The sequence below is a fragment of the Marinimicrobium koreense genome, from assembly GCF_003762925.1.
GTDB lineage: Bacteria > Pseudomonadota > Gammaproteobacteria > Pseudomonadales > Cellvibrionaceae > Marinimicrobium > Marinimicrobium koreense.
Map to the genome: position 1 here is coordinate 1,054,601 of NZ_RJUK01000001.1, position 20,295 is coordinate 1,074,895.

Genomic DNA, 20,295 nt, shown 5'->3' on the forward strand with positions numbered 1-20,295 from the left:
GCCCACTTACTCGAAGCGCAACGCTTCGGCCGGTTGCACGCGTGTTGCCCGCCACGCAGGGTAAAGACTGGCCACCAGGCTGAGCACCAGAGCCGTCCCGGCCACCTGGGCCACATCGGGCCAGTGCAGATCCGAGGGAAGGTAACTGATGGGGTAGACGTCAGACTGCAAAAACTGAACGCCCAACAGCCCCTCAAGCCATTGAACCCAGTCCGTCACCCAATAAGACAGCGTCACGCCAAGTGCGGTACCGATACCGGTTCCGACGACGCCAATCATCCCCCCCTGAATCATGAAGATACCGAGAATTTCCGCGCTGGACGCCCCAAGCGTTCTCAGAATGGCGATATCCCCCTGCTTGTCCACGACCACCATGATGAGGGTCGAGACCAGATTGAAGGCGGCGATGGCGATAATCAGGAACAGGAGCAGACCCACCAGCTGTTTCGACATGTGAATCGCCTGGTAGAGGTTACCGTGAGTGCGGGTCCAATCCGAGCTGTAGTAGCCACCGGGCAGATCGTACACCAGATCCCGGGCCACTTGCGGCGCGGAAAACAGATCGTGTACCTGGAACCGTATGCCACTGGCAGCCCCGGGGTGCCCGGTCAGTCCGGAGGCGGTCTCCAGGGCGGTGAGGGCCAGGTTATTATCCAGCTCGGTACCGGTGTCGAACACCGCCAGGACGGCCAGGGCCTGAACCCGGGGCGCGCCCTCCCCCGCCGGCACCACCAGAATCAACTTGTCATCAACCTTGACCGACAGGGACCGGGCCAGCCCGGCCCCCAGCAGCACGCCCCGGGGGTTGTCCGCGAGGCGGTTCCATATCCCCTCGGGGAGATAGTCAGAGAGCACCGCCAGGGAATCCCGCTGCTCCGGCGGTACCCCCACCAGGCCCACGGGTGCCACCTCACGCTTGTGGGAAAGCAGCCCTTCCAACTGAACAAAAGGCGTCGCCGAGGTCACGCCGGGATGGGCATTCACCCGCGCGGCCAGATCCCGGTAATCGGCCACTCCGTCCCGGTGATACAACGCGGCGTGAGGCATGATGCCGAGAATGCGATCGCGCAGCTCCCGGTCAAAGCCGTTCATGATCGCCAGCACGGTAATCAGCAGCGCCACCCCGATCACCAGGCCGACAATGGAGACCGAGGAGATGAACGAGACCAGGTGACTATGCCGCCGTGACAGCGCATAGCGACGTCCAATCAGCCCAATATAGCCAGTGCTACCCATGCAGGGCTCCATCTTCCAGCGTCAGAGTCCGATCCATCCGCGCCGCCAGGCTCAGGTCGTGAGTCACCACGACAAAACTGGTACCGCTGTCCCGGTTCAGCTCTGTCATCAGCGCCTGAATGGATTCCGCCGTATGGCTATCGAGATTACCGGTGGGCTCGTCCATCAGAACGCAGGCGGGCGAGGTCACCAGCGCCCGGGCAATCGCCACCCGCTGACGCTCACCGCCAGACAGTTCCGAGGGTTTGTGACTGGCCCGCTCACTAAGCCCGACCCGCCCCAACATGGCGCGGGCTCTCTGGTGAGCTTCAGCTCGGGAGGACCGGCCGATCAACAGCGGCATGGCGACATTCTCCAGGGCGCTGAACTCCGGCAGCAGATGGTGGAACTGATACACAAAGCCGAGTTTGCGGTTGCGCAGGCGACCCCGTTGGTCGGCACTGAGTGTGCGCAGCGACTGCCCCGCCACTTCCACATCGCCCTCATTGGCCAGATCCAATCCACCCAGAATGTTCAGCAGGGTCGATTTACCGGAGCCGGAGGCGCCGACAATCGCCAGACGCTCACCCGGAGCCACGGCCAGATTCACCGCGTTGAGCACCGACACCGTCTGCGGGCCCTGAGCGTAGGTTTTATGGACGTTGTGGCAGCGCAATACTGCGGTTGAATCACTCATAGCGCAAAGCCTCTGCTGGTTCGATTTTCGCCGCCCGCCAGGCGGGATAGAGCGTGGCCAGGAAGCTGAGGAAAAGGGACACCGTACAGATGCTCAGAACGTCCTGCCACAACAACTGTGACGGTAAATGACTGATGAAATAAACGGAGGGATCGAATACCCGAACGTCCAACAGGCCTTCCAGAGTCGCCACAATGGGACCGATATACAGTGCCAGCACACAACCGAGCAGTGCGCCGACCAGCGTACCGACAAAACCGACCGTTGAGCCCTGCACCACAAACACCGCCATGATCTGTCGGGCCGTCATCCCCAGGGTACGCAGGACGGCGATATCGCTGCGCTTGTCGGCCACCATCAGAATCAGGCTGGAGACAATATTGAAGGCGGCCACCGCAATGATGATACCGAGCAAAACGGCGATGACGATTTTCTCCATTTTGACGGCCTGGAACAGGCTTCCCTGGGTCTGACTCCAGTCGCGCACCCGCAGCTCTCCGGGCAGTTCGGAGGCCAGCTCCCGCATCACCAGACCGGCGCGGTAAATATCCTCCACCTGCACCTGAACGCCCTGCACTCCCTCATAGCGGAACAGTCGTCGGGCATCGTCCAGATGGATCAGGGCGAGCCGTTGATCCATCTGCGCCCCCACTTCAAAGACGCCGACCAGAGTGAACCGGCGCACACGGGGGTAAACACCGGCCGGAGTGACCCGAATATCCGGCAGGGTAATCGTGACCGAATCCCCCAGCGCCAGACCGAGTTGACGGGCGAGCAGACGCCCCATGACCACCCGGAACTCACCGGGCTGCAGCTCCATAGTGGAGCCAAGTAACATGCGCGACTCCACCACCGAGACATCAGACTGGTATTCCGGCGCAATGCCCTGAATCTGGACGCCTTCCGAACCACGGCCGTAATTGACCAGCCCGAAACCTTCGATATAGGGTGCAACGCCGCGCACCTCCGGGTGCTGTCTGACGTGGTCTGCCACTGCGCGCCAATCCGCCAACTCCGGCGTGCCATCGATGAAGCCGTGGGGCACCACACTGAGAATCCGCGATTTCATCTCGCGATCGAAGCCGTTCATCACTGACAGAACGACGATGAGCGCCATCACACCCAGCGCCATGCCCAGCAGGGAAAAGGCGCTGATGAAAGAGATAAACTGGTTGCGGCGCTTGGCGCGCGTGTAGCGCAGACCGATATGTAGCGGGACGTTGATTGGCATGAGCGCATTTAACCCTATTGACCTGAACGCCACAAGTCCGGCAGGCGGATTTGCCGGGCCGCGCAGCGTCAGTGACGCCACAGAACGTCATAGTGGCGGGGCACACCGGCAACGCGGTATGCTATACCCTATTACAATGACAAAAGCCTGTTGCGGGACTGTTATGCCTGAACGACGACTCTATTTTCGCATCGACGACTACCTGGACCTGGAATACCTGGCCGTCGACGAAGACACGCTCCAGCACACGCCAGCCGAGAACCTGTTTCCCGGCGCGGCGGCGCTCAAGACTTACGCGGAGCTGAAGAAAATTGACAGCGAATCGAGCCAACTGTTCTATCAGATCAAGGACCGCGATCGGCAGATTGCCGATTACCTCTACCTGCTCAATCGGAAAATTGACCTGCTCGCCCAGCAGCTGATCAGCGAACCCCGGCTGCACGGGACCCATCCAACGGATCAGCGACGCGTCAACATCAGCGAAGGCGGACTGGCCTTCAGCAACCGGGAAGCGCTGAAGATTGGCCAGGCAGTAGCCCTGAACCTGACATTCCTGCCCACCTACGTCGGGTTGGCCATCTACGCCCGAGTCGCACGCTGTGAACCACTTCGCACCGGCGGCTACGAAATTGCGGCAGAATTCGAAACGCTGACAGACCCTCAACAACACCTTCTCAGCCAACAGATCATGCGCGCCCAGATGGCGGAGAAACGCCGCCTGCAGGATATCGATCCCGACGAAAAGGGCAACCTCTACTCCAAAGGAGCTTCTTCATGACGACGTTTCGATCCTACACCCTACTCGCCCTGGGTCTGACCCTGGGGCTGGGATTATCATCCGCCTCGATCGCCGACCGGGTGGAGATTCCGGTAGGCCAGCAGGGAGGGGCCGAAAACGCGGGCGACGTGCCGACCAATGGCATGACCCAGGAGCGCGTCGAGTCGCGTTTTGGTGCGCCGCAGGAACGCCGTGTAGCGGTCGGCGACCCACCGATCTCCAGTTGGGTTTACGAAGACTACGTAGTCTATTTTGAGCACGACAAAGTGCTGCGCACGGTATTGAAGCACCGCCCCCGGGCGGGGGCGGCACCCGCTAACGGCGGTTGATGCGGTTGATGCCGTCCAACGCCGCCAGGCGATAGGCTTCTGCCATGGTGGGATAATTGAAGGTGGTGTCGAGGAAAAACTGTATGGTGTTTCCCGCCCCACTCTGACTCATGATGGCCTGACCGATGTGAACAATCTCGGCGGCCTCTGCCCCGAAGCAGTGGACGCCCAGTATTTCCAGGCTGTCAACGTGGAACAATATTTTCAACATCCCCACGTCTTCGCCACTGATCTGTCCCCGCGCGGTGTTTTTGAACAGCGCCCGGCCCACTTCATAGGGTACTCTCGCCGCGGTCAATTCGGTTTCCGTCTGCCCGATGGAGCTGATTTCCGGCAGGGTATAAATACCGGTGGGCACATTGGTGACCGGCTTGCAGGGCTCTCCGGTGATCACCGACGCGACCGCCCGTCCCTGATCAAACGACGCACTGGCGAGACTCGGCCAGCCGATCACATCGCCGACCGCAAAAATGTTGTCCACCGAGGTTCGATAATCCTGGGACACCTTGAGATTGCCCCGGTAATCCACGTCCAGCCCGGTCGCCTCCAGATTCAGCTTATCGGTATTACCACTGCGCCCATTACACCAGAGAATCGCATCGGCCTTGAGTCGCTTGCCAGACTTCAGACGCAGCGTCACGCTGTGATCATCGGCCTCAATGGATTCGTATTCTTCGCTGTGACGTACGGTCACATCGCTGTCGCGCAAGTGGTAGCTGAGCGCGTCGGAAATCTCGTCATCCAGAAATGAAAGCAGCCGATCGCGATTGTTGATCAGATCCACTTTCACCCCGAGACCGGAAAAGATGGACGCATACTCACAGCCGATAACGCCCGCTCCATAGATGATCATATGGCGGGGGGTGTGCTGCATTTCCAGAATGGTATCGCTGTCGTAGACTCGTGGATGACTGAAATCCACATCCGCCGGCCGATACGGGCGCGAGCCGGTGGCGATGATGATCGACTCGGCGGTAATCGTTTCCTGGGCACCATCACCCGAGTCGACATTAACGGTATTGGCATCCACGAAAGAGGCCATCCCGGTGTGCAGGGTCACCCGGTTGCGGATATAAAACTCCGTGTGCAGCTCGACCTGCTTGGGAATCACCTTGGAGGCCGCCGCCAACACCCTGGGGTAGGACAGCCAGCGAGTATCCCCCATCTCCCGGAACAGACTGACACTGTTGTAGCGAATCAGTTGCTTGACCGCATGACGAAGGGATTTGGACGGAATAGTACCTTTGTGCGCACAGTTGCCGCCCACATGGGCCCGACTTTCAATTACGGCAACTCGCAGATTGGATTTTGCCGCCGACATGGCAGCGCTTTCACCCGCTGGTCCGGACCCGATTACCAGCACATCGTAGGTGTGATCAGCCACTAGGATTAATCTCCTGATTGGGTTTTGGAGGACGTTGCTCTCTCTTTACCCTCTGATGCCGCCCCCTGGCTGGCATCGTACGCCAAATCGTCGACGGGCAGACCCGCCTGCTGGCGTTCGTTGATGGTTTTGCATTTTTCTTCGTCGTTACCACACAGATCACAGACGTAGTCTTTCTCGCCCAGGGCGGCGCCGACACCGCCACAGGAACCTTTGAGAGGCTGGCGGCCGAACAGAACGCCGACGGACATCCCTACCACCACCAGAAGCATGACCAACAGGGAAACCAGAACCATACCCATGTGTTACCTCACCTGCCCTTGGGGCTTTCGTTGTGCACGTTCACTGCTGACGCTCAGCGCCAGGGTGCGAATGCACTGGAATAGTCATCAGTAAAACCGTCATCGGTTTTGACAATCATATACACGGGGAGTTTTTCCCGCTCCGCCAGCGCCATACCCGCTTCCGGCCCCAGCACATTCAGTGCCGTCGCCCAGGCATCGGCCTCCGCAGAGGTTGGGGCCAGCACCGTAACGGAGGCCAGGCGATGGGCGATCGGCCGTCCGGTGCGCGGATCGATGGTGTGTGAGTAGCGCACACCGTCGCGCTCGTAGTAATTGCGATAGTCCCCCGAAGTGGCCATCGCAATATCCGTCAACGCCAGCGCCTTGCGGCCATCACCCTGCACCAGACTGGGCTGCTCTACGCCAATACGCCAGGCATCGCCCCGGGGACTGTCACCGCTGAGCCGGACCTCGCCTCCGATTTCGACCAGATAGTGCTCGTAACCCTGTGCCTCGAGCCAATCGGCCAGATGATCCACGCCATAGCCCTTGGCCACGGCCGAGAGATCCAGTCGCACATCACTCAACCGACGGGCCCGCTGTCCATCGAGCGCCACCTGGGCATAGCCCATCGCCGAACGGGCGGCCGCAATCGCCACATCGCTGGGTACCTGTTCGGGCTCAGCCAGAGGGCCAAAGCCCCACAGGTCGACCAGCGGCCCCACCGTAATGTCGAAAGCGCCCTCACTGCGCTCACTGATGCGCCGGCTGATGGCCAACACCTCAGCCAGTGGTGCCGACAGGGACTGCCACTGCCCGACCTTCGAGCGATTGAACTGCATCAACTCGGAGTCATCGATGTAAGTCGACATCTGCTGATTGATCTGCGCCAGCTCCCGTTCCAGCCCAGCCTGAATCTTCGCGGCGTCCACCGGCGGAGACTGGTCGGTCACCACCAGGGTGACGTTGAACGTCGTGCCCATGGTGGGCCCGGAGAACCGGTGCGCCTCGTGTTCAACACGAGGCTCGCAGCCGCCCAGCAGCAAACCTAAAAACAAAAACGAGGCCAGCAGTACCGGCCCCGTTTTTATTGTTGTGAGAACCTTGAACAAATCCTGTCCTCTATTAACCGCCGAAGTCGTCCAGCATGATGTTCTCGTCTTCTACGCCCAGGTCCTTGAGCAGTTTGATGACGGCAGCGTTCATCATCGGTGGCCCACACATGTAGTACTCACAGTCTTCCGGCGCCGGATGATCCTTCAGGTACATGTCGTACAACACGTTGTGAATGAATCCGGTCGGCCCTTCCCAGTTATCTTCCGGCTGGGGATCGGACAGCGCTACGTGCCACTCGAAGTTCTCGTTCTCTTCCTGCAGCTGATCGTACTCTTCGTGGTAGAACATTTCGCGCAGTGACCGCGCACCATACCAGAAGGTGATCTTGCGATCGGTTTTGATCCGGCGCAGCTGATCAAAGATGTGTGAGCGCATGGGCGCCATACCGGCACCACCGCCGATGAAGACCATTTCCGCGTCGGTGTCCTTGGCAAAGAACTCACCAAAGGGCCCGTAAACGGTGATGGTGTCACCCGGTTTCAGGCTGAACACATAGGAGGACATGATGCCCGGCGGAATGTCCTTGGAGCCCGGAGGCGGTGTCGCGATACGGATATTGAACTTCACGATACCGACTTCTTCCGGGTAGTTCGCCATGGAGTAGGCGCGCATGACCGGCTCGTCGACCTTGGATTCCAGATCGAAGAAACCAAAGCGCTCCCAGTCGCCACGGAATTTCTCTTCAATGTCGAAGTCCTTGAACTTCACATGATGCGCCGGGCACTCAAGCTGGACGTAACCACCGGCACGGAAATCGACGTTCTCGCCTTCCGGCAGCTTCAGTGTCAACTCTTTAATGAAGGTCGCCACGTTCGGGTTTGCCTCAACGGTGCACTCCCACTGCTTCACACCAAACACGTCTTCCGGCACTTCAATGACCATGTCTTCTTTGACCGGTGTCTGGCAGGACAGACGCCACCCATCACGGGCCTCGCGCTTGGTGAAGTGACCTTCCTCGGTCGGCAGCATGGCGCCACCGCCCTGCTCTACCACACACTTACACTGCGCACAGGTGCCGCCACCGCCGCAGGCCGACGGCAGGAACAGGCCCGCATTGGCCAGGCTCTGCAGCAGCTTGCCACCGGCAGGAACCTGGATCTTCTTCTCGTGATTGATCTCGATCGTTACGTCGCCACTGCTCACCAGTTTGGCGCGGGCGCTCAGGATGATTACCACCAACGCCGCAACGATGACGGTAAACATGACCACGCCCAATATAATTTCCAAATTCATCTAGCCTACCTCGCTGGTTACAGGTCGATGCCGCCGAAAGACATAAAGCCCAGGGACATGAGACCGACAGTAATGAAGGTAATGCCCAGGCCACGCAGACCCGCCGGCACATCGCTGTACTTCATCTTCTCGCGAATACCCGCCAGAGCGGTAATCGCCAGGGCCCAACCGACGCCGGAACCGGCACCGAAGGCAACACTCTCGGCAAAGTTGTAGTCGCGCTCCACCATGAACAGCGAACTACCCAGAATGGCGCAGTTCACGGTAATCAGAGGCAGAAAGACACCCAGAGCGTTGTACAGCGCGGGCATGAACTTATCCAGCACCATTTCCAGAATCTGAACCAGCGCGGCGATCACACCAATGTAGGTAATCAGACCGAGGAAGCTCAGGTTGACATTGGGCAGACCGGCCCACGCCAGGGCCCCATCAGCCAATACGTAGGTGTAGAGCAGATTGTTCACCGGTACGGTAATCAACTGCACGACCACGACCGCAATGCCCAGGCCAAAGGCGGCACTGATTTTCTTGGAGATTGCCAGGAAGGTACACATCCCCAGGAAGAACGCCAACGCCATGTTTTCAATGAAAACGGTCCGTACAAAAATACTCAGTAACTGTTCCACGATCAGGCCTCCTGCGGCTTGGTGTTAGGCGCCATCTTGAACTCTTCTTCCTCAACCTGCTCCGGCTTCCAGGCGCGGATGGCCCAGATGAAGAAACCGATCAGGAAGAACGCGCTCGGCGGCAACAGCAACAGACCGTTCGGCACGTACCAGCCACCCTCGGTCACCGGGGTCAACAGAGTGACGCCAAACAGGCTGCCGGAGCCGAACAGCTCGCGGATGAAGGCCAGACCCAACAGGATGACGCTGTAACCCAGGCCATTACCCACGCCGTCGATAAAGCTCGGCAGCGGCGGGTTCTTCATGGCAAAGGCTTCGGCGCGGCCCATGACGATACAGTTGGTAATGATCAGGCCTACGAAGACCGACAGCTGCTTGCTGATGTCATACGCCACCGCCTTCAGCACCTGATCCACCAGAATCACCAATGAGGCGATGATGGTCATCTGCACGATGATCCGGATACTGCCCGGAATGTGATTGCGCACCATGGAGACAAACAGGTTGGCAAATGCGGTTACCGCGGTCAGGGCGATACACATCACCACCGTCACGCTCAAACTGTTGGTAACAGCCAGAGCCGAACAGATACCCAGAATCTGCAGCGCAATCGGGTTATTGTCAAAAATCGGTTCAATCAGAAGTTGCTTGAGCTTCTTCATGGCTTAGGCCTCCCCTTCGCGCAAGTTCTTCAAAAACGGCTTGAAGCCCATATCACCCAGCCAGAACTCCACCAGGTTATCCACGCCCTTGCTGGTCAGGGTAGCGCCCGAGAGGCCATCCACCTTGTACTGGGCATTGGGGTCGGAGGAGTCGACACTGCCTTTGATGACCGACAGTTGGACCTCGCCATCGTCGCCGTAGACTTTTTTACCGTCCCACTGGGCCTTCCAGCTCGGGTTATCCACCTCACCGCCGAGACCGGGGGTTTCGGCGTGTTCGTAGAAAGTAAGACCGGCAACGGTATTACCGTCGGCTTCGATTGCCATAAAGCCATAGAGGGTGGACCAGAGTCCGTACCCGCGAACCGGCAATACCAGCGTCTGCAGCTCGCCCTGCTCGTTCTCCACCAGGAAAACCTCGGCGTAGCGTTCACGACGGGAAATGCCCGCGATGTCTTCATCACCGCTTAGGTCCATGGAGCGGCTCGGATCTTTGGCCGCTTTCCACTGATCGTAGCTGTCCGGGTCCACTTCATCGGTGAACTGGCCAGATTCGAGATCCACCACACGGGTTTTGATCCGTGATTCGAAAATCTCTTCGACGCTGCCCTCTTCCCCGCTGAGACCGGCCGCAGCAATGATATTGCTTTTGAAATCCAGCTCCTGGTTCATCTGCTGCATGGGGCGCAACAGCACGGCGGCTGTCGACACCACGACGGAGCAGACGATACACAGTGCCAGAGTCACTGTGATGGTCTTTTTGATCGTATCGTTATTAGCCACGTGCCAACCTCCGCTTGATATTCGCCTGTACAACAAAGTGGTCAATCAGGGGGGCGAACAGGTTGGCAAACAGAATCGCCAACATCATCCCCTCCGGGAAGGCCGGGTTGACGACGCGGATCAACACACACATGAGGCCAATCAGAGCGCCAAACCACCAGCGACCGGCGTGAGTCATGGAGGCGGATACCGGATCCGTGGCCATGAACATCATGCCGAATGCAAAACCGCCCACGACCAGGTGCCAGTACCAGGGCATGGCAAACATCGGGTTGGTATCGGAGCCAATCGCGTTGAACAGTAGCGTGGTGGCGATCATACCCAGCATCACACCGGCCACAATCCGCCAGGAGGCAATACCCATGATCAACAGAATGCCGCCACCGATCAGAATGGCCAGTGTGGACACTTCACCAATGGAGCCGTGGATGTTGCCAATGAACGCGTCCATCCAGCTCATCTGCTGGTATACGCCGTCCATACCCTGCTGGAAGGCGACCGACAGAGCAGTAGCACCGGAGTAACCATCGACCACGGTCCAGACACTGTCGCCGGACATGGACGCCGGGTAGGCAAAGTACAGGAACGCACGACCGGTCAGTGCGGGGTTCAGGAAGTTCTTGCCGGTACCGCCGAACACTTCCTTACCGACCACAACACCGAAGCTGATACCCAGGGCCGCTTGCCACAGGGGCAGATCCGGTGGGCAGATCAGGGAGAACAGAACCGACGTAACAAAGAAACCTTCGTTCACTTCGTGACCGCGTACAGTGGCAAACAGGACTTCCCAGAAGCCGCCAACCACGAACACCACGAAGTAGATCGGGATAAAATAGGCCGCACCGTGCCAGAAAGAGGCCCAGATGCTGCTGGCGTCATAGCCGCCCATCATTTCAATAAAGGCACCCCGCCAACCTTCCACCGAGGCGATACCCATATCCGCCATGATGGTATTGGCCTGAAAGCCCATGTTGTACATGCCGTAGAACATGGCCGGGAAGGTGCACAGCCACACGGTGATCATGATGCGCTTGAGGTCGATGCCGTCGCGCACATGAGCGGTGGTTTTGGTCACACTGGCGGGGCGATAGAAAATGGTGTCCACCGCTTCGTACAGGGAGTACCACTTTTCCAGCTTGCCGCCCTTGTGGAAGTTCGGCTCGATCTTGTCGAGATAGTTGCGCAGAGCTTTCATACCTTAGCCCTCCTTCTCAATAGTGGTGAGATTGTCGCGCAGGATCGGGCCGTATTCGTATTTGCCCGGGCACACGAAGGTGCACAGGGCCAAATCTTCCTCGTCCAGCTCCAGACAACCCAATTGCTGGGCGGTCTCGGTATCCCCGACAATCAGGGAGCGCAGCAGCTGCGTCGGCAGAATATCGAGCGGCATCACGCGCTCGTAGGCACCCACCGGCACCATGGCACGCTCACTACCACCGGTGGTGGTGGTGAAGTTGAACTGCTTGCCTTTGAACAGCTTGGAGATGTAAATGCCCATGACGGAAAAGGCATTGAAACCGGCGCGCAGGTAGTGAAGCATCGGGCGATCGTTGCCCTCTTCCAACACGGACACCTGCTGGTGGTAGCGTCCCAGGTAGGCCAGCGGGCCACGACCGTTACGACCACCAAAGACCGAACCGGAAATCAGGCGGTTCTCGGCAGGCTTGAGCTCGCCAGCGGTCAGTTCTTCGAGGTTGGCACCCAGACGGGTACGCAGCAGACGGGGCTTCTCGACCTGCGGACCACCCAGAGCCACCACACGACGGTTATCCAGCTTGCCCGTGGTAAACAGCGTACCAATGGCGATCACGTCCTGATAGTTGACGGTCCAGACCAGCTTTTTGTCGCTGACCGGGTCGAGGTGGTGGATGTGGGTGCCCGCATTGCCGGCCGGGTGTACGCCACCAAACTCTTCAGTGACAAAACGCTCGCCCGAGGCAGCGGGAATATCGGCGCCAGCGGCCTTACAGACAAACACCTTGCCCTCGGTCATCCGACTGAGCACAACCAGGCCCTGCTTGAACGCCTCGGCCTGCTCGGCAACGATCACCTCCGGGTTGGCCGCCAGCGGATTGGTGTCCATGGCAGTCACAAAGATGGAATTGGGCTTGCTGTCCAGAGCCGGGACCTTGCTGAACGGGCGGGTCCGCAGCGCGGTCCACAGGCCAGATTCGTTCAACAGGGCGCGGGCGTCCTCGTCAGACACCTGCGCCGGGTCCGTGCCCTTATAGGCCTCGAAGGTCTCGGCGTCGTCGCCTTCGACATCGATCACAACGGACTGCAGCACCCGGCGTTCGCCACGATTGATGGCCGCCACGGTACCGGAGGCGGGTGCGGTATAGCGCACGCCTTCCGTCTTTTTATCGGTAAACAGTAACTGACCGAGCTTGACCTTGTCCCCCACCTGGACCGCCATGGTCGGTTTCATACCGTGGTAATCGAAACCGATGACAGCCACAGAGCGGATTTTTGGACCCTCGCTGATGGCCTGCTCGGGCACACCGGATATAGGTAAATCCAATCCCCGACGGATCTTTATCATACGTCTCTGCCTAATCACTCGTTGGATAAACTGACCTGAAGGGGAACATCCCCAACCGATCGGTGTCGTATGCCGGGCTAACGGATTGCACTTCGCACACTCAACCCCAGCGGCCCGACAGTAACTGGGTTGCGATATTCAAATGTGTGCGGATATATAGTTGTTAGAAGCGCAAGTTCCAGGTGCCTGAGCAGGTCAAACCCCGCCATCCCTCAAAAAGCACCTCAGCTATGAGATTTCTCCGCCTCAACACCCATTGCGGAGTCGATTCGGGCACATTTTCTGCCCACACCCTTGGAAAAATCGCCGCAATTATAAAGATCACAGCGCCGAAAGGCCAGTCCGCTGGCGGGTTTTTTGCAGTCACCGGATGGTACTCACAGGGTGGATGGCGCCATCATCGCAGCAGCCAAACACAATCTCATCAGGTCGGGTACAATGGCGGCTTTTTTCCGCAGCCGTCAAATCATGAGTGAACAGAACCCGCTGAACCCGCCAACCACCGTCCGCCCCGGCGATCGTCAGACCTGGGGACAACTCCACGGTGCCGCTCAGGCCCTCGCCCTGGCAAATGCCGCCCGGTCCCACGAGGGCCTGAGCCTGGTCATCGCACCGGATACCAGCACCGCTCAGCGCCTGGAGAGCGAGCTGCGCTACTTTGCGGGCGACCAACTGCCGGTACTGCACCTGGCGGACTGGGAAACCCTGCCCTACGACACGATTTCCCCGCACCAGGACATCATTTCCGAGCGCCTTCGCACCCTCTACCGACTGCCCGGCACCCGCCAGGGCATATTGGTGGTGCCGGTCACCAGTATCCTGCAGAGGCTGATGCCGCAGAGCTACCTGCTGAGCAACAGCCTGCTCCTGGAGCCGGGCGAGCGCCTGGACCTGGACGCACTGCGCAGCCGACTGGAAAAAGCCGGCTACCACTGCGTCGACACGGTGTACGAGCACGGCGAGTTTGCGGTGCGCGGCGCCCTGATCGACCTGTTCCCCATGGGCAGCGATTACCCCTACCGGATCGATCTGTTCGACGACGAGGTGGAAACCCTGCGTCGTTTCGACCCCGAAACCCAGATGACCGTCGAGCAGGTAAACCGTATCGAACTGCTCCCGGCACGAGAATTCCCTCTGGATAAAAACGGCATCAATCGCTTCCGGGATCACTGGCACGCCCGTTTTGATGTCGATCATCGCGCCTGCCCGGTCTACCAGGACGTCTGCAGTGGCATTGCCCCACCCGGGATTGAGTACTACCTGCCACTGTTTTTCGAGCAGTCGAGCCACCTGTTCGAGTACCTGCCGGAGAACACCCGGATTTTTGCCCTGGGGGAGCTGGAAGCGGCCGCCGAGCGCTTCTGGAACGAACTGCAGAACCGCTATGAGAGCCGCAAGGTCGACCCTCAGCGCCCCATCATGCCGCCGCGGGACATCTATCTCGGTGTGGACGAGCTGTTCGGCCTGATCAAACCCCTGGCCCGCACCTTCGTGCAGACCGCGCCCGTCGAGCCGGGCGCCGGCCGGTTCAACTTTGCCACCCAGGCGCCCCCGACCCTGCCGGTCAACCATCAGTCAGACACACCCCTGGCAGCGGTGGAAGCGTTTCTGATGGAATTCGACGGTCGGGTACTGTTCTGCGCCGACTCCGCCGGCCGACGTGAAACGCTGCTGGAACTGCTGGGCCGTATCCGTGTGCACCCGACCATCGTCGACAACTGGGACGCCTTTGCGCAGGACGACGCGCGCCTGGCCCTCTCCGTGGCGCCCCTGGATCAGGGCCTGCGGCTGCAGGACCCCAATGTGGTGGTCATTGCGGAATCCCAGCTGTTTGGCGACCGGGTCCGTCAGCAGCGCCGACGTCGTCAGGCACAGGACAACAGCGATCTGATCGTCAAAAACCTGACCGAGCTCAAACCCGGTGCCCCGGTGGTGCACATCGACCACGGGGTGGGCCGCTACCGCGGCCTGGAAACCCTGGAGGTGGACAGCCAGTCGACGGAATTCCTGACCCTGGAGTACGCCGAGGGCGCCAAGCTGTACGTGCCGGTCACCAACCTGCACCTGATCAGCCGGTTCAGTGGCGCCGATGAAGAACTGGCGCCCTTGCATCGCCTGGGCAGCGAACAGTGGCAGAAAGCCAAACGCAAAGCCGCCGAACAGGTGCGGGATGCGGCCGCCGAGCTACTGGATATTTATGCCCGCCGCGCCGCCCGCAAAGGCTTTGCCTTTGACGACCCCAAGGCCGCCTATGAGAGCTTTGCCGCCGCTTTCCCGTTTGAGGAGACGCCGGACCAGCAGCGGGCCATCGAAGCGGTGGTGCAGGACATGCTCTCCCCGCAACCCATGGACCGGCTGGTGTGCGGCGACGTGGGCTTTGGCAAAACCGAAGTGGCCATGCGGGCGGCCTTTATCGCCAGCTACAGCGGCAAACAGGTCGCCCTTCTGGCCCCAACAACCCTGCTCGCCCAGCAACACTTTGAATCCCTGAAAGACCGTTTCGCCGACTGGCCCATCACCATTGAAGTCCTGTCACGCTTTCGCACCACCAAAGAGGTCAACGAGGTGCTCAAGCGCGTGGAGGCGGGCAAAGTGGATATCGTTGTGGGGACTCACAAGCTGCTGCAGGGAGACCTCCGCTACAAGAATCTGGGGCTGCTCATCATCGATGAGGAGCATCGGTTCGGTGTGCGCCAGAAGGAGAAACTCAAGGCATTGCGGGCCGAGATCGATATTCTCACCCTGACCGCCACCCCGATCCCCCGGACGCTCAACCTGTCAATGTCCGGTATTAGGGATCTGTCCATCATTGCCACCCCACCGGCGCGACGACTGTCAGTCAAAACCTTTGTCCGCACCCAGGACGACGCCACCATCAAGGAGGCGATTCTGCGGGAAATCCTGCGCGGCGGGCAGGTGTATTACCTGTACAACGAAGTCAAAAATATCGAACGGATCGCCCGGGAGTTGGGGGAAATGATCCCGGAAGCCCGGGTGGGCATCGGCCACGGCCAGATGCGCGAGCGCGATCTGGAACGGGTCATGTCGGACTTTTACCACAAGCGGTTCAATGTGATGGTGTGCACCACCATTATCGAGACCGGCATCGACGTCCCGAGCGCCAACACCATCATCATTCACCGGGCCGACAAATTTGGCCTGGCCCAGTTGCACCAACTGCGGGGCCGGGTCGGCCGCTCGCACCATCAGGCCTACGCCTATCTGCTGACCCCCGAACGCCGCGCCATGACCGCCGACGCACTCAAACGCCTGGACGCCATTGCGGCGGCCCACGACCTGGGCGCCGGCTTTACCTTGGCCACCCACGACATGGAAATTCGCGGCGCCGGGGAACTGCTCGGGGAGGAACAGAGCGGCCAGATCCAGACCGTGGGCTTCTCGCTCTACATGGATATGCTGGACCGGGCCATCAAGGCCATCCGGGCCGGCAAGACGCCGGATATCGAACAGCCTCTGGACTCCGGCATCGATGTGAACCTGCGCATCCCGGCCCTGATTCCCGCGGACTATCTGCCGGATGTCCACACCCGCCTGGTGCTGTACAAGCGACTGGCCAACGCGGAATCCGATGAGGCGCTGCGCGAGCTTCAAGTGGAAATGATCGACCGGTTCGGGCTGCTACCCGAGGCGACCAAGAATCTGTTTGCGGTGACCGCCCTGAAACTGCGTGCAGAAAAGCTCGGCATCGCCAAACTCGAAGCCGGTGACCGGGCCGGTCGGCTGGAATTTTCCGAGCAAACCGAGGTCGATCCCCTGACCATTGTGCAATTGGTGCAAAGTGACCCACAAACCTACCAATTGGCAGGGGCGAATCATTTAAAATTCGTTCGAAATATGGAAAATGGCGAAACACGACTGAACGCTGTTTCAGAACTGCTGGATAAACTGACGCCCGGAAACCGCTCATGACCCACGCTTTGCGCACCTCCCGCACCTCCCTCGCTCTGGCCGCCCTGCTCGGCCTGGCCGCCACCTGCGCCATGGTGCCAACCCTGGCCGAGGACTCGGCCGACTGGTACCAGGTGGAAATGCTCGTGTTCGAGCGGATCGGCGGTGCAGACGGCATCGAACAGTGGCCACGCAACATCCAGCTGCGCTACCCATTCAACTGGGTGACACTGCAGGACCCGGAGGCCGAACCGGCGGACGCCGATGACGCCTCCGCCCCGCGCCCCTCCTGGGACAACGGCCTGGCGGCCCTGCGGGAACCGGCCCCCGCCGACCCGGCCCGGGACGCTTTTCTACCCCTGCCCGAGGACCTGCGCTCCATGGACCGGTTCGCGAACGCCATGAACCGCTCCGGTCAGTATCGGGTCCTGTTTCACGAGGCCTGGCGCCAGCCGGTCACCGAGCTGGAAGAGAGCCCCTCGCTGCTGATTCGGGGAGGCGATACCTTTGATAACCACACCGAGCTCGAGGGCAGCATCACCCTGAGCGTGTCACGCTACCTGCACCTGCACACCCGCCTGTGGTTCACCGAGTTCGAACCCAATTACGGCCAGCCCCCCGGCGCCTGGCCGGAACTGCCCCGGCGCCCCGACGCACCGCAGCCGGACACTGCCCCCACCGCCGACGGCCGTGAGGCCGCGCCACTGTGGGGCGACGAATGGCAAAGCCCCACCGGTAGCGCCTGGGACACGAGCCTGAACACCACCTCAACCCTGCCGGACTTTCTGGGAGAGGACTACCTTCCCCGCCGGATCGTGACTCTGAACCAGCAGCGGCGAATGCGCAGCGAAGAGTTGCACTACCTGGACCACCCTATCGTCGGGCTACTGATTCGCGTCATCCCTTACGAACGTCCCGACGAGGAAGAGACCGGAAGCGAAGAAGAGTAAGCGAAAAAACAGGCGGGTGAGAGGAAAATAATCGAAAGGAGAAACGGTTATTACCTTGATCAACATGAACACACCCGCCCGCTACCGGCGACGGGTGACCGCACTGGTGTCAGGCAACGGCGACGACGTCGTCGGCCTGGAGCCCTTTATCACCTTCGAGCAGTTCAAACTCCACACTCTGCCCCTCGGACAGAGAGCGGTAGCCCTCACCTCGAATGTTGCGGTAGTGCACGAAAATATCGTCACTGTCTTCGCCACAGGTGATAAACCCGTAGCCTCTGGCGTTATTGAACCATTTGACGGTTCCTGACGCTCGCTCAGCCATAGTGATACCCCATTATTCTTATGAAAAATCCTGACGTCTTTCGTCTTTGGTTTTAACGCCCGGTCACCCGGGCTTTACTCCATCCGTTATTGACGGACGCCCACGTTTTAAGCCATCTGACCCCGATTGTCCAGTCTCACCTGTGGATTTTGAGACACTCTTAGCGTTTTTGGTTATATGGACAACCAGATAGCCAGACCGTCGGACTAATGCCCACCATCAGATTCGGGAACGGCGTATAGGCCGGGCGCGTTACGCCACAGCCCCTGATAATCCATGCCAAACCCGAAAACAAAGCGATCCGGCACCGTCAGCCCAACGAAGTCCGCCTCGACCGCCGGCGGGTCAGGCAGGCGTTTTTGCACCAGCGCCGCCGTATGGATGGAGAGCGCCCCCTGAGCCCGACAGGCCTCCACAAGCCCCTTCAGCGTCAGCCCCTGATCGAGGATATCGTCAACAATCAGGATCCGTCGGCCAGCCAGCGGAGTGGCCGGTCGGTGCAGCCACCGCAACTGGTCATCGCCGTCCATCCGATGCCCATAGCGACTGGCGTGAACATAGTCCGTTTCCAGCGGCATCGACAGGCGCGGCAGCAAGTGTCCGGCGGTCACCAGGCCGCCATGCATCACCGTGAGCACCAATAATGGCTCAGGCCCGGTCAACCTGTCGCCTATTTCGCGCGATAGACGATCGAGCGCCCGCTCCAGCTCGTTGCGGGTATACAGGCACTCCGCCGACTCGGGCCAATTGGCATCAATCACCATCGCCACCGGATTGCTCGCCGTCCACCTCAGGACCATAGGTCGCATCGCCCGCCGAGCGATTGCTCGGTTCTTGATTCTTGCCTGAGGCCCGGTCTGCTCCCTTATTCTCCGCCGGTGATTCACGCTCGGACTGGGATGTCCCCCCACCGTCATGGCCCGACAGACGGACCGGCTCAGGCACATGCAGTGTGGAAGTCGGGAACGCAATTTCCGCACCGTACCCAGCAATAATGTCGGCGATTTTCAGCATGACATCCTGCTTGATTTCGTGAAACTCCACCCAATTGACAGTTTTGGTAAAGGTGTAGACGAAGAAGTCCAGCGAACTGGCGGCAAAGGTGTTGAAATTGACAATGAGCGTCTGATGGTCCGTTTCAATGCGCTCATCGTCCAGCAACATCTGTCGGACATCGGCAACAATATCACCCATCTTGTCGACATCATCATAGCGGATGCCGATGGTTTCCAGAATCCGCCGATTTTCCATGCGCGACGGGTTCTCCACCGAAATCTGGGTGAAGGTAGCGTTGGGCACATACAGTGGCCGGCGGTCAAAGGTGCGGATACGGGTCTGACGCCAACCGATATTTTCCACCACACCCTCAATCTCCTTGTCCGGTGACCGCACCCAGTCACCGACCGCGAACGGTCGATCCATATAAATCGTCAGACCACCAAAAAAGTTCGCCAGCAGGTCCTTCGCGGCAAAACCCACTGCGATACCGCCGACACCACCAAAGGCAAGTACCCCGGAGATACTGTACCCGAGCGCCTGCAGCAGCCCCAGCACCGCGGTGATGACCACCGAGGCCCGTAACAGCTTACTGACCGCACCTACCGTGGTGGGATCACCCGGCTCCCCGACTCTCGGGTTCAGAAACTCTTTCTCTCCCAACCGGATAAAGCGCACCAGAAACCACGTAACCAGCAACACAATACCCACCTGACGAATGGTCTCAACCGCACCCATCAGCTCGATATCCGCCCCCTGATGGGTCAGGTAGCTGGCCCAACTGATGCCCATCAGCCAGATGATGCCCTTCAATGGCGGTCGAACCGAGCGGAACGCCATCATCAGCCAGATGGCGTTCGCGCTGTCTGCCTTCTTCTCCAGGCGTTTGACAATAAAGCTGACCACCATGGCCACTACCAGAGTGGCCAACACCACAGCAAATGCATGCAGTATCCAGAGCTGATCCCGATCGGCCAGATCGGTCAGGAAGGTCTTTATCGGATCCAATAATTCCATGGCAATCACTCAAACATGTTTAGACAAAGTTTTTATGTAAAACTCTGCCGATAGATTCATTTAGACTCAGCGGAGTATACCCACGCCGAGGCAAAAGCCAAAACCTCAAGGAAAATTAGGCAATTACCGCGACCGACCCCACGAGTTCCCGGACAACTCGCTTCCTGAGCGTCCTCCCGCCGCTCGCGCACCGCTTGCTAGGGAGCGGAAAAGCCATG

The 20,295-nt window shown here is 59.6% G+C and carries 19 protein-coding genes; 4 read left to right on the forward strand and 15 right to left on the reverse strand.

All coding sequences use genetic code 11. The features are described 5' to 3' along the window. Positions 1 to 6 precede the first annotated feature (6 nt). From EDC38_RS04480 to EDC38_RS04490, 3 genes are read right to left on the reverse strand one after another with little or no spacing between them, the layout of a single operon-like run. Positions 7 to 1,236, reverse strand: coding sequence for a lipoprotein-releasing ABC transporter permease subunit (locus tag EDC38_RS04480; protein WP_123637481.1), 1,230 nt, complete (start codon positions 1,234 to 1,236; stop codon positions 7 to 9). Continuing rightward, on the reverse strand, positions 1,229 to 1,912 hold the full coding sequence (lolD, locus tag EDC38_RS04485) for a lipoprotein-releasing ABC transporter ATP-binding protein LolD (RefSeq protein ID WP_123637482.1): 684 nt from the start codon (positions 1,910 to 1,912) through the stop codon (positions 1,229 to 1,231). Before lolD ends, EDC38_RS04480 begins: the two co-directional genes overlap by 8 nt. After that, positions 1,905 to 3,143 (reverse strand): lipoprotein-releasing ABC transporter permease subunit, encoded by a 1,239-nt coding sequence (locus EDC38_RS04490; protein ID WP_123637483.1) that lies wholly within the window; start codon positions 3,141 to 3,143, stop codon positions 1,905 to 1,907. Before EDC38_RS04490 ends, lolD begins: the two co-directional genes overlap by 8 nt. Before the next feature lie 163 nt (positions 3,144 to 3,306). On the opposite strand from EDC38_RS04490, the gene EDC38_RS04495 reads away from it, so the two are divergent. Both EDC38_RS04495 and EDC38_RS04500 read left to right on the forward strand, forming a co-directional pair. Beyond that, entirely contained in the window at positions 3,307 to 3,921 is a 615-nt protein-coding gene (locus EDC38_RS04495; protein ID WP_123637484.1) for a PilZ domain-containing protein, read from the forward strand. Further along, positions 3,918 to 4,250, forward strand: coding sequence for a hypothetical protein (locus EDC38_RS04500; protein ID WP_123637485.1), 333 nt, complete (start codon positions 3,918 to 3,920; stop codon positions 4,248 to 4,250). Before EDC38_RS04495 ends, EDC38_RS04500 begins: the two co-directional genes overlap by 4 nt. Here EDC38_RS04500 and sthA read toward each other — a convergent pair. The 9 genes from sthA to EDC38_RS04545 all read right to left on the reverse strand — a co-directional run bounded on the left by sthA (position 4,237) and on the right by EDC38_RS04545 (position 12,880). Beyond that, entirely contained in the window at positions 4,237 to 5,634 is a 1,398-nt protein-coding gene (sthA, locus tag EDC38_RS04505; protein ID WP_024460321.1) for a Si-specific NAD(P)(+) transhydrogenase, read from the reverse strand. The genes EDC38_RS04500 and sthA overlap by 14 nt on opposite strands. A 5-nt stretch (positions 5,635 to 5,639) precedes the next feature. Beyond that, complete coding sequence (gene nqrM / locus EDC38_RS04510; protein WP_123637486.1) at positions 5,640 to 5,936, reverse strand: (Na+)-NQR maturation NqrM; 297 nt, start codon at positions 5,934 to 5,936, stop codon at positions 5,640 to 5,642. Positions 5,937 to 5,989: 53 nt separating this feature from the next. Beyond that, the gene (locus EDC38_RS04515) at positions 5,990 to 6,976 is read right to left on the reverse strand and encodes an FAD:protein FMN transferase (protein WP_246004332.1); all 987 of its coding nucleotides are present in this window, start codon (positions 6,974 to 6,976) and stop codon (positions 5,990 to 5,992) included. A gap of 67 nt (positions 6,977 to 7,043) precedes the next feature. Beyond that, complete coding sequence (nqrF, locus tag EDC38_RS04520; protein WP_123637488.1) at positions 7,044 to 8,267, reverse strand: NADH:ubiquinone reductase (Na(+)-transporting) subunit F; 1,224 nt, start codon at positions 8,265 to 8,267, stop codon at positions 7,044 to 7,046. 17 nt (positions 8,268 to 8,284) lie between these two features. Then, positions 8,285 to 8,893 carry an NADH:ubiquinone reductase (Na(+)-transporting) subunit E gene (gene nqrE / locus EDC38_RS04525; protein WP_123637489.1) on the reverse strand — a complete coding sequence of 203 codons (609 nt, stop codon included), beginning with the start codon at positions 8,891 to 8,893 and terminating at the stop codon, positions 8,285 to 8,287. A 2-nt stretch (positions 8,894 to 8,895) separates the two neighbouring features. Beyond that, the gene (locus EDC38_RS04530; protein ID WP_123637490.1) at positions 8,896 to 9,555 is read right to left on the reverse strand and encodes an NADH:ubiquinone reductase (Na(+)-transporting) subunit D; all 660 of its coding nucleotides are present in this window, start codon (positions 9,553 to 9,555) and stop codon (positions 8,896 to 8,898) included. 3 nt (positions 9,556 to 9,558) lie between these two features. Then, positions 9,559 to 10,338, reverse strand: a complete 780-nt coding sequence (locus EDC38_RS04535) for a Na(+)-translocating NADH-quinone reductase subunit C (protein ID WP_123637491.1) — start codon at positions 10,336 to 10,338, stop codon at positions 9,559 to 9,561. After that, the gene (locus EDC38_RS04540) at positions 10,331 to 11,533 is read right to left on the reverse strand and encodes an NADH:ubiquinone reductase (Na(+)-transporting) subunit B (RefSeq protein ID WP_123637492.1); all 1,203 of its coding nucleotides are present in this window, start codon (positions 11,531 to 11,533) and stop codon (positions 10,331 to 10,333) included. The genes EDC38_RS04535 and EDC38_RS04540 overlap by 8 nt, the downstream gene beginning before the upstream one ends. A 3-nt stretch (positions 11,534 to 11,536) precedes the next feature. Next, the gene (locus EDC38_RS04545; RefSeq protein ID WP_123637493.1) at positions 11,537 to 12,880 is read right to left on the reverse strand and encodes a Na(+)-translocating NADH-quinone reductase subunit A; all 1,344 of its coding nucleotides are present in this window, start codon (positions 12,878 to 12,880) and stop codon (positions 11,537 to 11,539) included. Between the two features lie 468 nt (positions 12,881 to 13,348). Here EDC38_RS04545 and mfd point away from each other — a divergent pair, with 468 nt between their 5' ends. Both mfd and EDC38_RS04555 read left to right on the forward strand, forming a co-directional pair. Then, entirely contained in the window at positions 13,349 to 16,810 is a 3,462-nt protein-coding gene (gene mfd, locus EDC38_RS04550; RefSeq protein WP_123637494.1) for a transcription-repair coupling factor, read from the forward strand. Further along, the gene (locus tag EDC38_RS04555) at positions 16,807 to 17,739 is read left to right on the forward strand and encodes a CsiV family protein (protein WP_123637495.1); all 933 of its coding nucleotides are present in this window, start codon (positions 16,807 to 16,809) and stop codon (positions 17,737 to 17,739) included. The genes mfd and EDC38_RS04555 overlap by 4 nt, the downstream gene beginning before the upstream one ends. 109 nt (positions 17,740 to 17,848) lie before the next feature. Here the strand turns inward: EDC38_RS04555 and EDC38_RS04560 are convergent, their stop codons facing one another. From EDC38_RS04560 to EDC38_RS04570, 3 genes are all read right to left on the reverse strand, one after another. Further along, the gene (locus EDC38_RS04560; RefSeq protein ID WP_024460332.1) at positions 17,849 to 18,064 is read right to left on the reverse strand and encodes a cold-shock protein; all 216 of its coding nucleotides are present in this window, start codon (positions 18,062 to 18,064) and stop codon (positions 17,849 to 17,851) included. Between the two features lie 206 nt (positions 18,065 to 18,270). Continuing rightward, a complete protein-coding gene (locus EDC38_RS04565; protein ID WP_211331040.1) occupies positions 18,271 to 18,864 on the reverse strand; it encodes a hypoxanthine-guanine phosphoribosyltransferase in 594 nt (197 codons plus the stop codon). Next, entirely contained in the window at positions 18,818 to 20,077 is a 1,260-nt protein-coding gene (locus tag EDC38_RS04570; RefSeq protein WP_123637496.1) for a mechanosensitive ion channel family protein, read from the reverse strand. The genes EDC38_RS04565 and EDC38_RS04570 overlap by 47 nt, the downstream gene beginning before the upstream one ends. Positions 20,078 to 20,295 lie beyond the last annotated feature (218 nt).

What these genes read in the sequence shown, in the direction of transcription:
- EDC38_RS04480 (WP_123637481.1), bottom strand. Translation starts at nt 1,236, where the DNA reads ATGGGTAGCACTGGCTATATTGGGCTGATTGGACGTCGCTATGCGCTG.
- lolD (WP_123637482.1), bottom strand. Translation starts at nt 1,912, where the DNA reads ATGAGTGATTCAACCGCAGTATTGCGCTGCCACAACGTCCATAAAACC.
- EDC38_RS04490 (WP_123637483.1), bottom strand. Translation starts at nt 3,143, where the DNA reads ATGCCAATCAACGTCCCGCTACATATCGGTCTGCGCTACACGCGCGCC.
- EDC38_RS04495 (WP_123637484.1), top strand. Translation starts at nt 3,307, where the DNA reads ATGCCTGAACGACGACTCTATTTTCGCATCGACGACTACCTGGACCTG.
- EDC38_RS04500 (WP_123637485.1), top strand. Translation starts at nt 3,918, where the DNA reads ATGACGACGTTTCGATCCTACACCCTACTCGCCCTGGGTCTGACCCTG.
- nqrM (WP_123637486.1), bottom strand. Translation starts at nt 5,936, where the DNA reads ATGGGTATGGTTCTGGTTTCCCTGTTGGTCATGCTTCTGGTGGTGGTA.
- nqrF (WP_123637488.1), bottom strand. Translation starts at nt 8,267, where the DNA reads ATGAATTTGGAAATTATATTGGGCGTGGTCATGTTTACCGTCATCGTT.
- EDC38_RS04530 (WP_123637490.1), bottom strand. Translation starts at nt 9,555, where the DNA reads ATGAAGAAGCTCAAGCAACTTCTGATTGAACCGATTTTTGACAATAAC.
- EDC38_RS04540 (WP_123637492.1), bottom strand. Translation starts at nt 11,533, where the DNA reads ATGAAAGCTCTGCGCAACTATCTCGACAAGATCGAGCCGAACTTCCAC.
- EDC38_RS04545 (WP_123637493.1), bottom strand. Translation starts at nt 12,880, where the DNA reads ATGATAAAGATCCGTCGGGGATTGGATTTACCTATATCCGGTGTGCCC.
- mfd (WP_123637494.1), top strand. Translation starts at nt 13,349, where the DNA reads ATGAGTGAACAGAACCCGCTGAACCCGCCAACCACCGTCCGCCCCGGC.
- EDC38_RS04555 (WP_123637495.1), top strand. Translation starts at nt 16,807, where the DNA reads ATGACCCACGCTTTGCGCACCTCCCGCACCTCCCTCGCTCTGGCCGCC.
- EDC38_RS04560 (WP_024460332.1), bottom strand. Translation starts at nt 18,064, where the DNA reads ATGGCTGAGCGAGCGTCAGGAACCGTCAAATGGTTCAATAACGCCAGA.
- EDC38_RS04565 (WP_211331040.1), bottom strand. Translation starts at nt 18,864, where the DNA reads ATGGTCCTGAGGTGGACGGCGAGCAATCCGGTGGCGATGGTGATTGAT.
- EDC38_RS04570 (WP_123637496.1), bottom strand. Translation starts at nt 20,077, where the DNA reads ATGGAATTATTGGATCCGATAAAGACCTTCCTGACCGATCTGGCCGAT.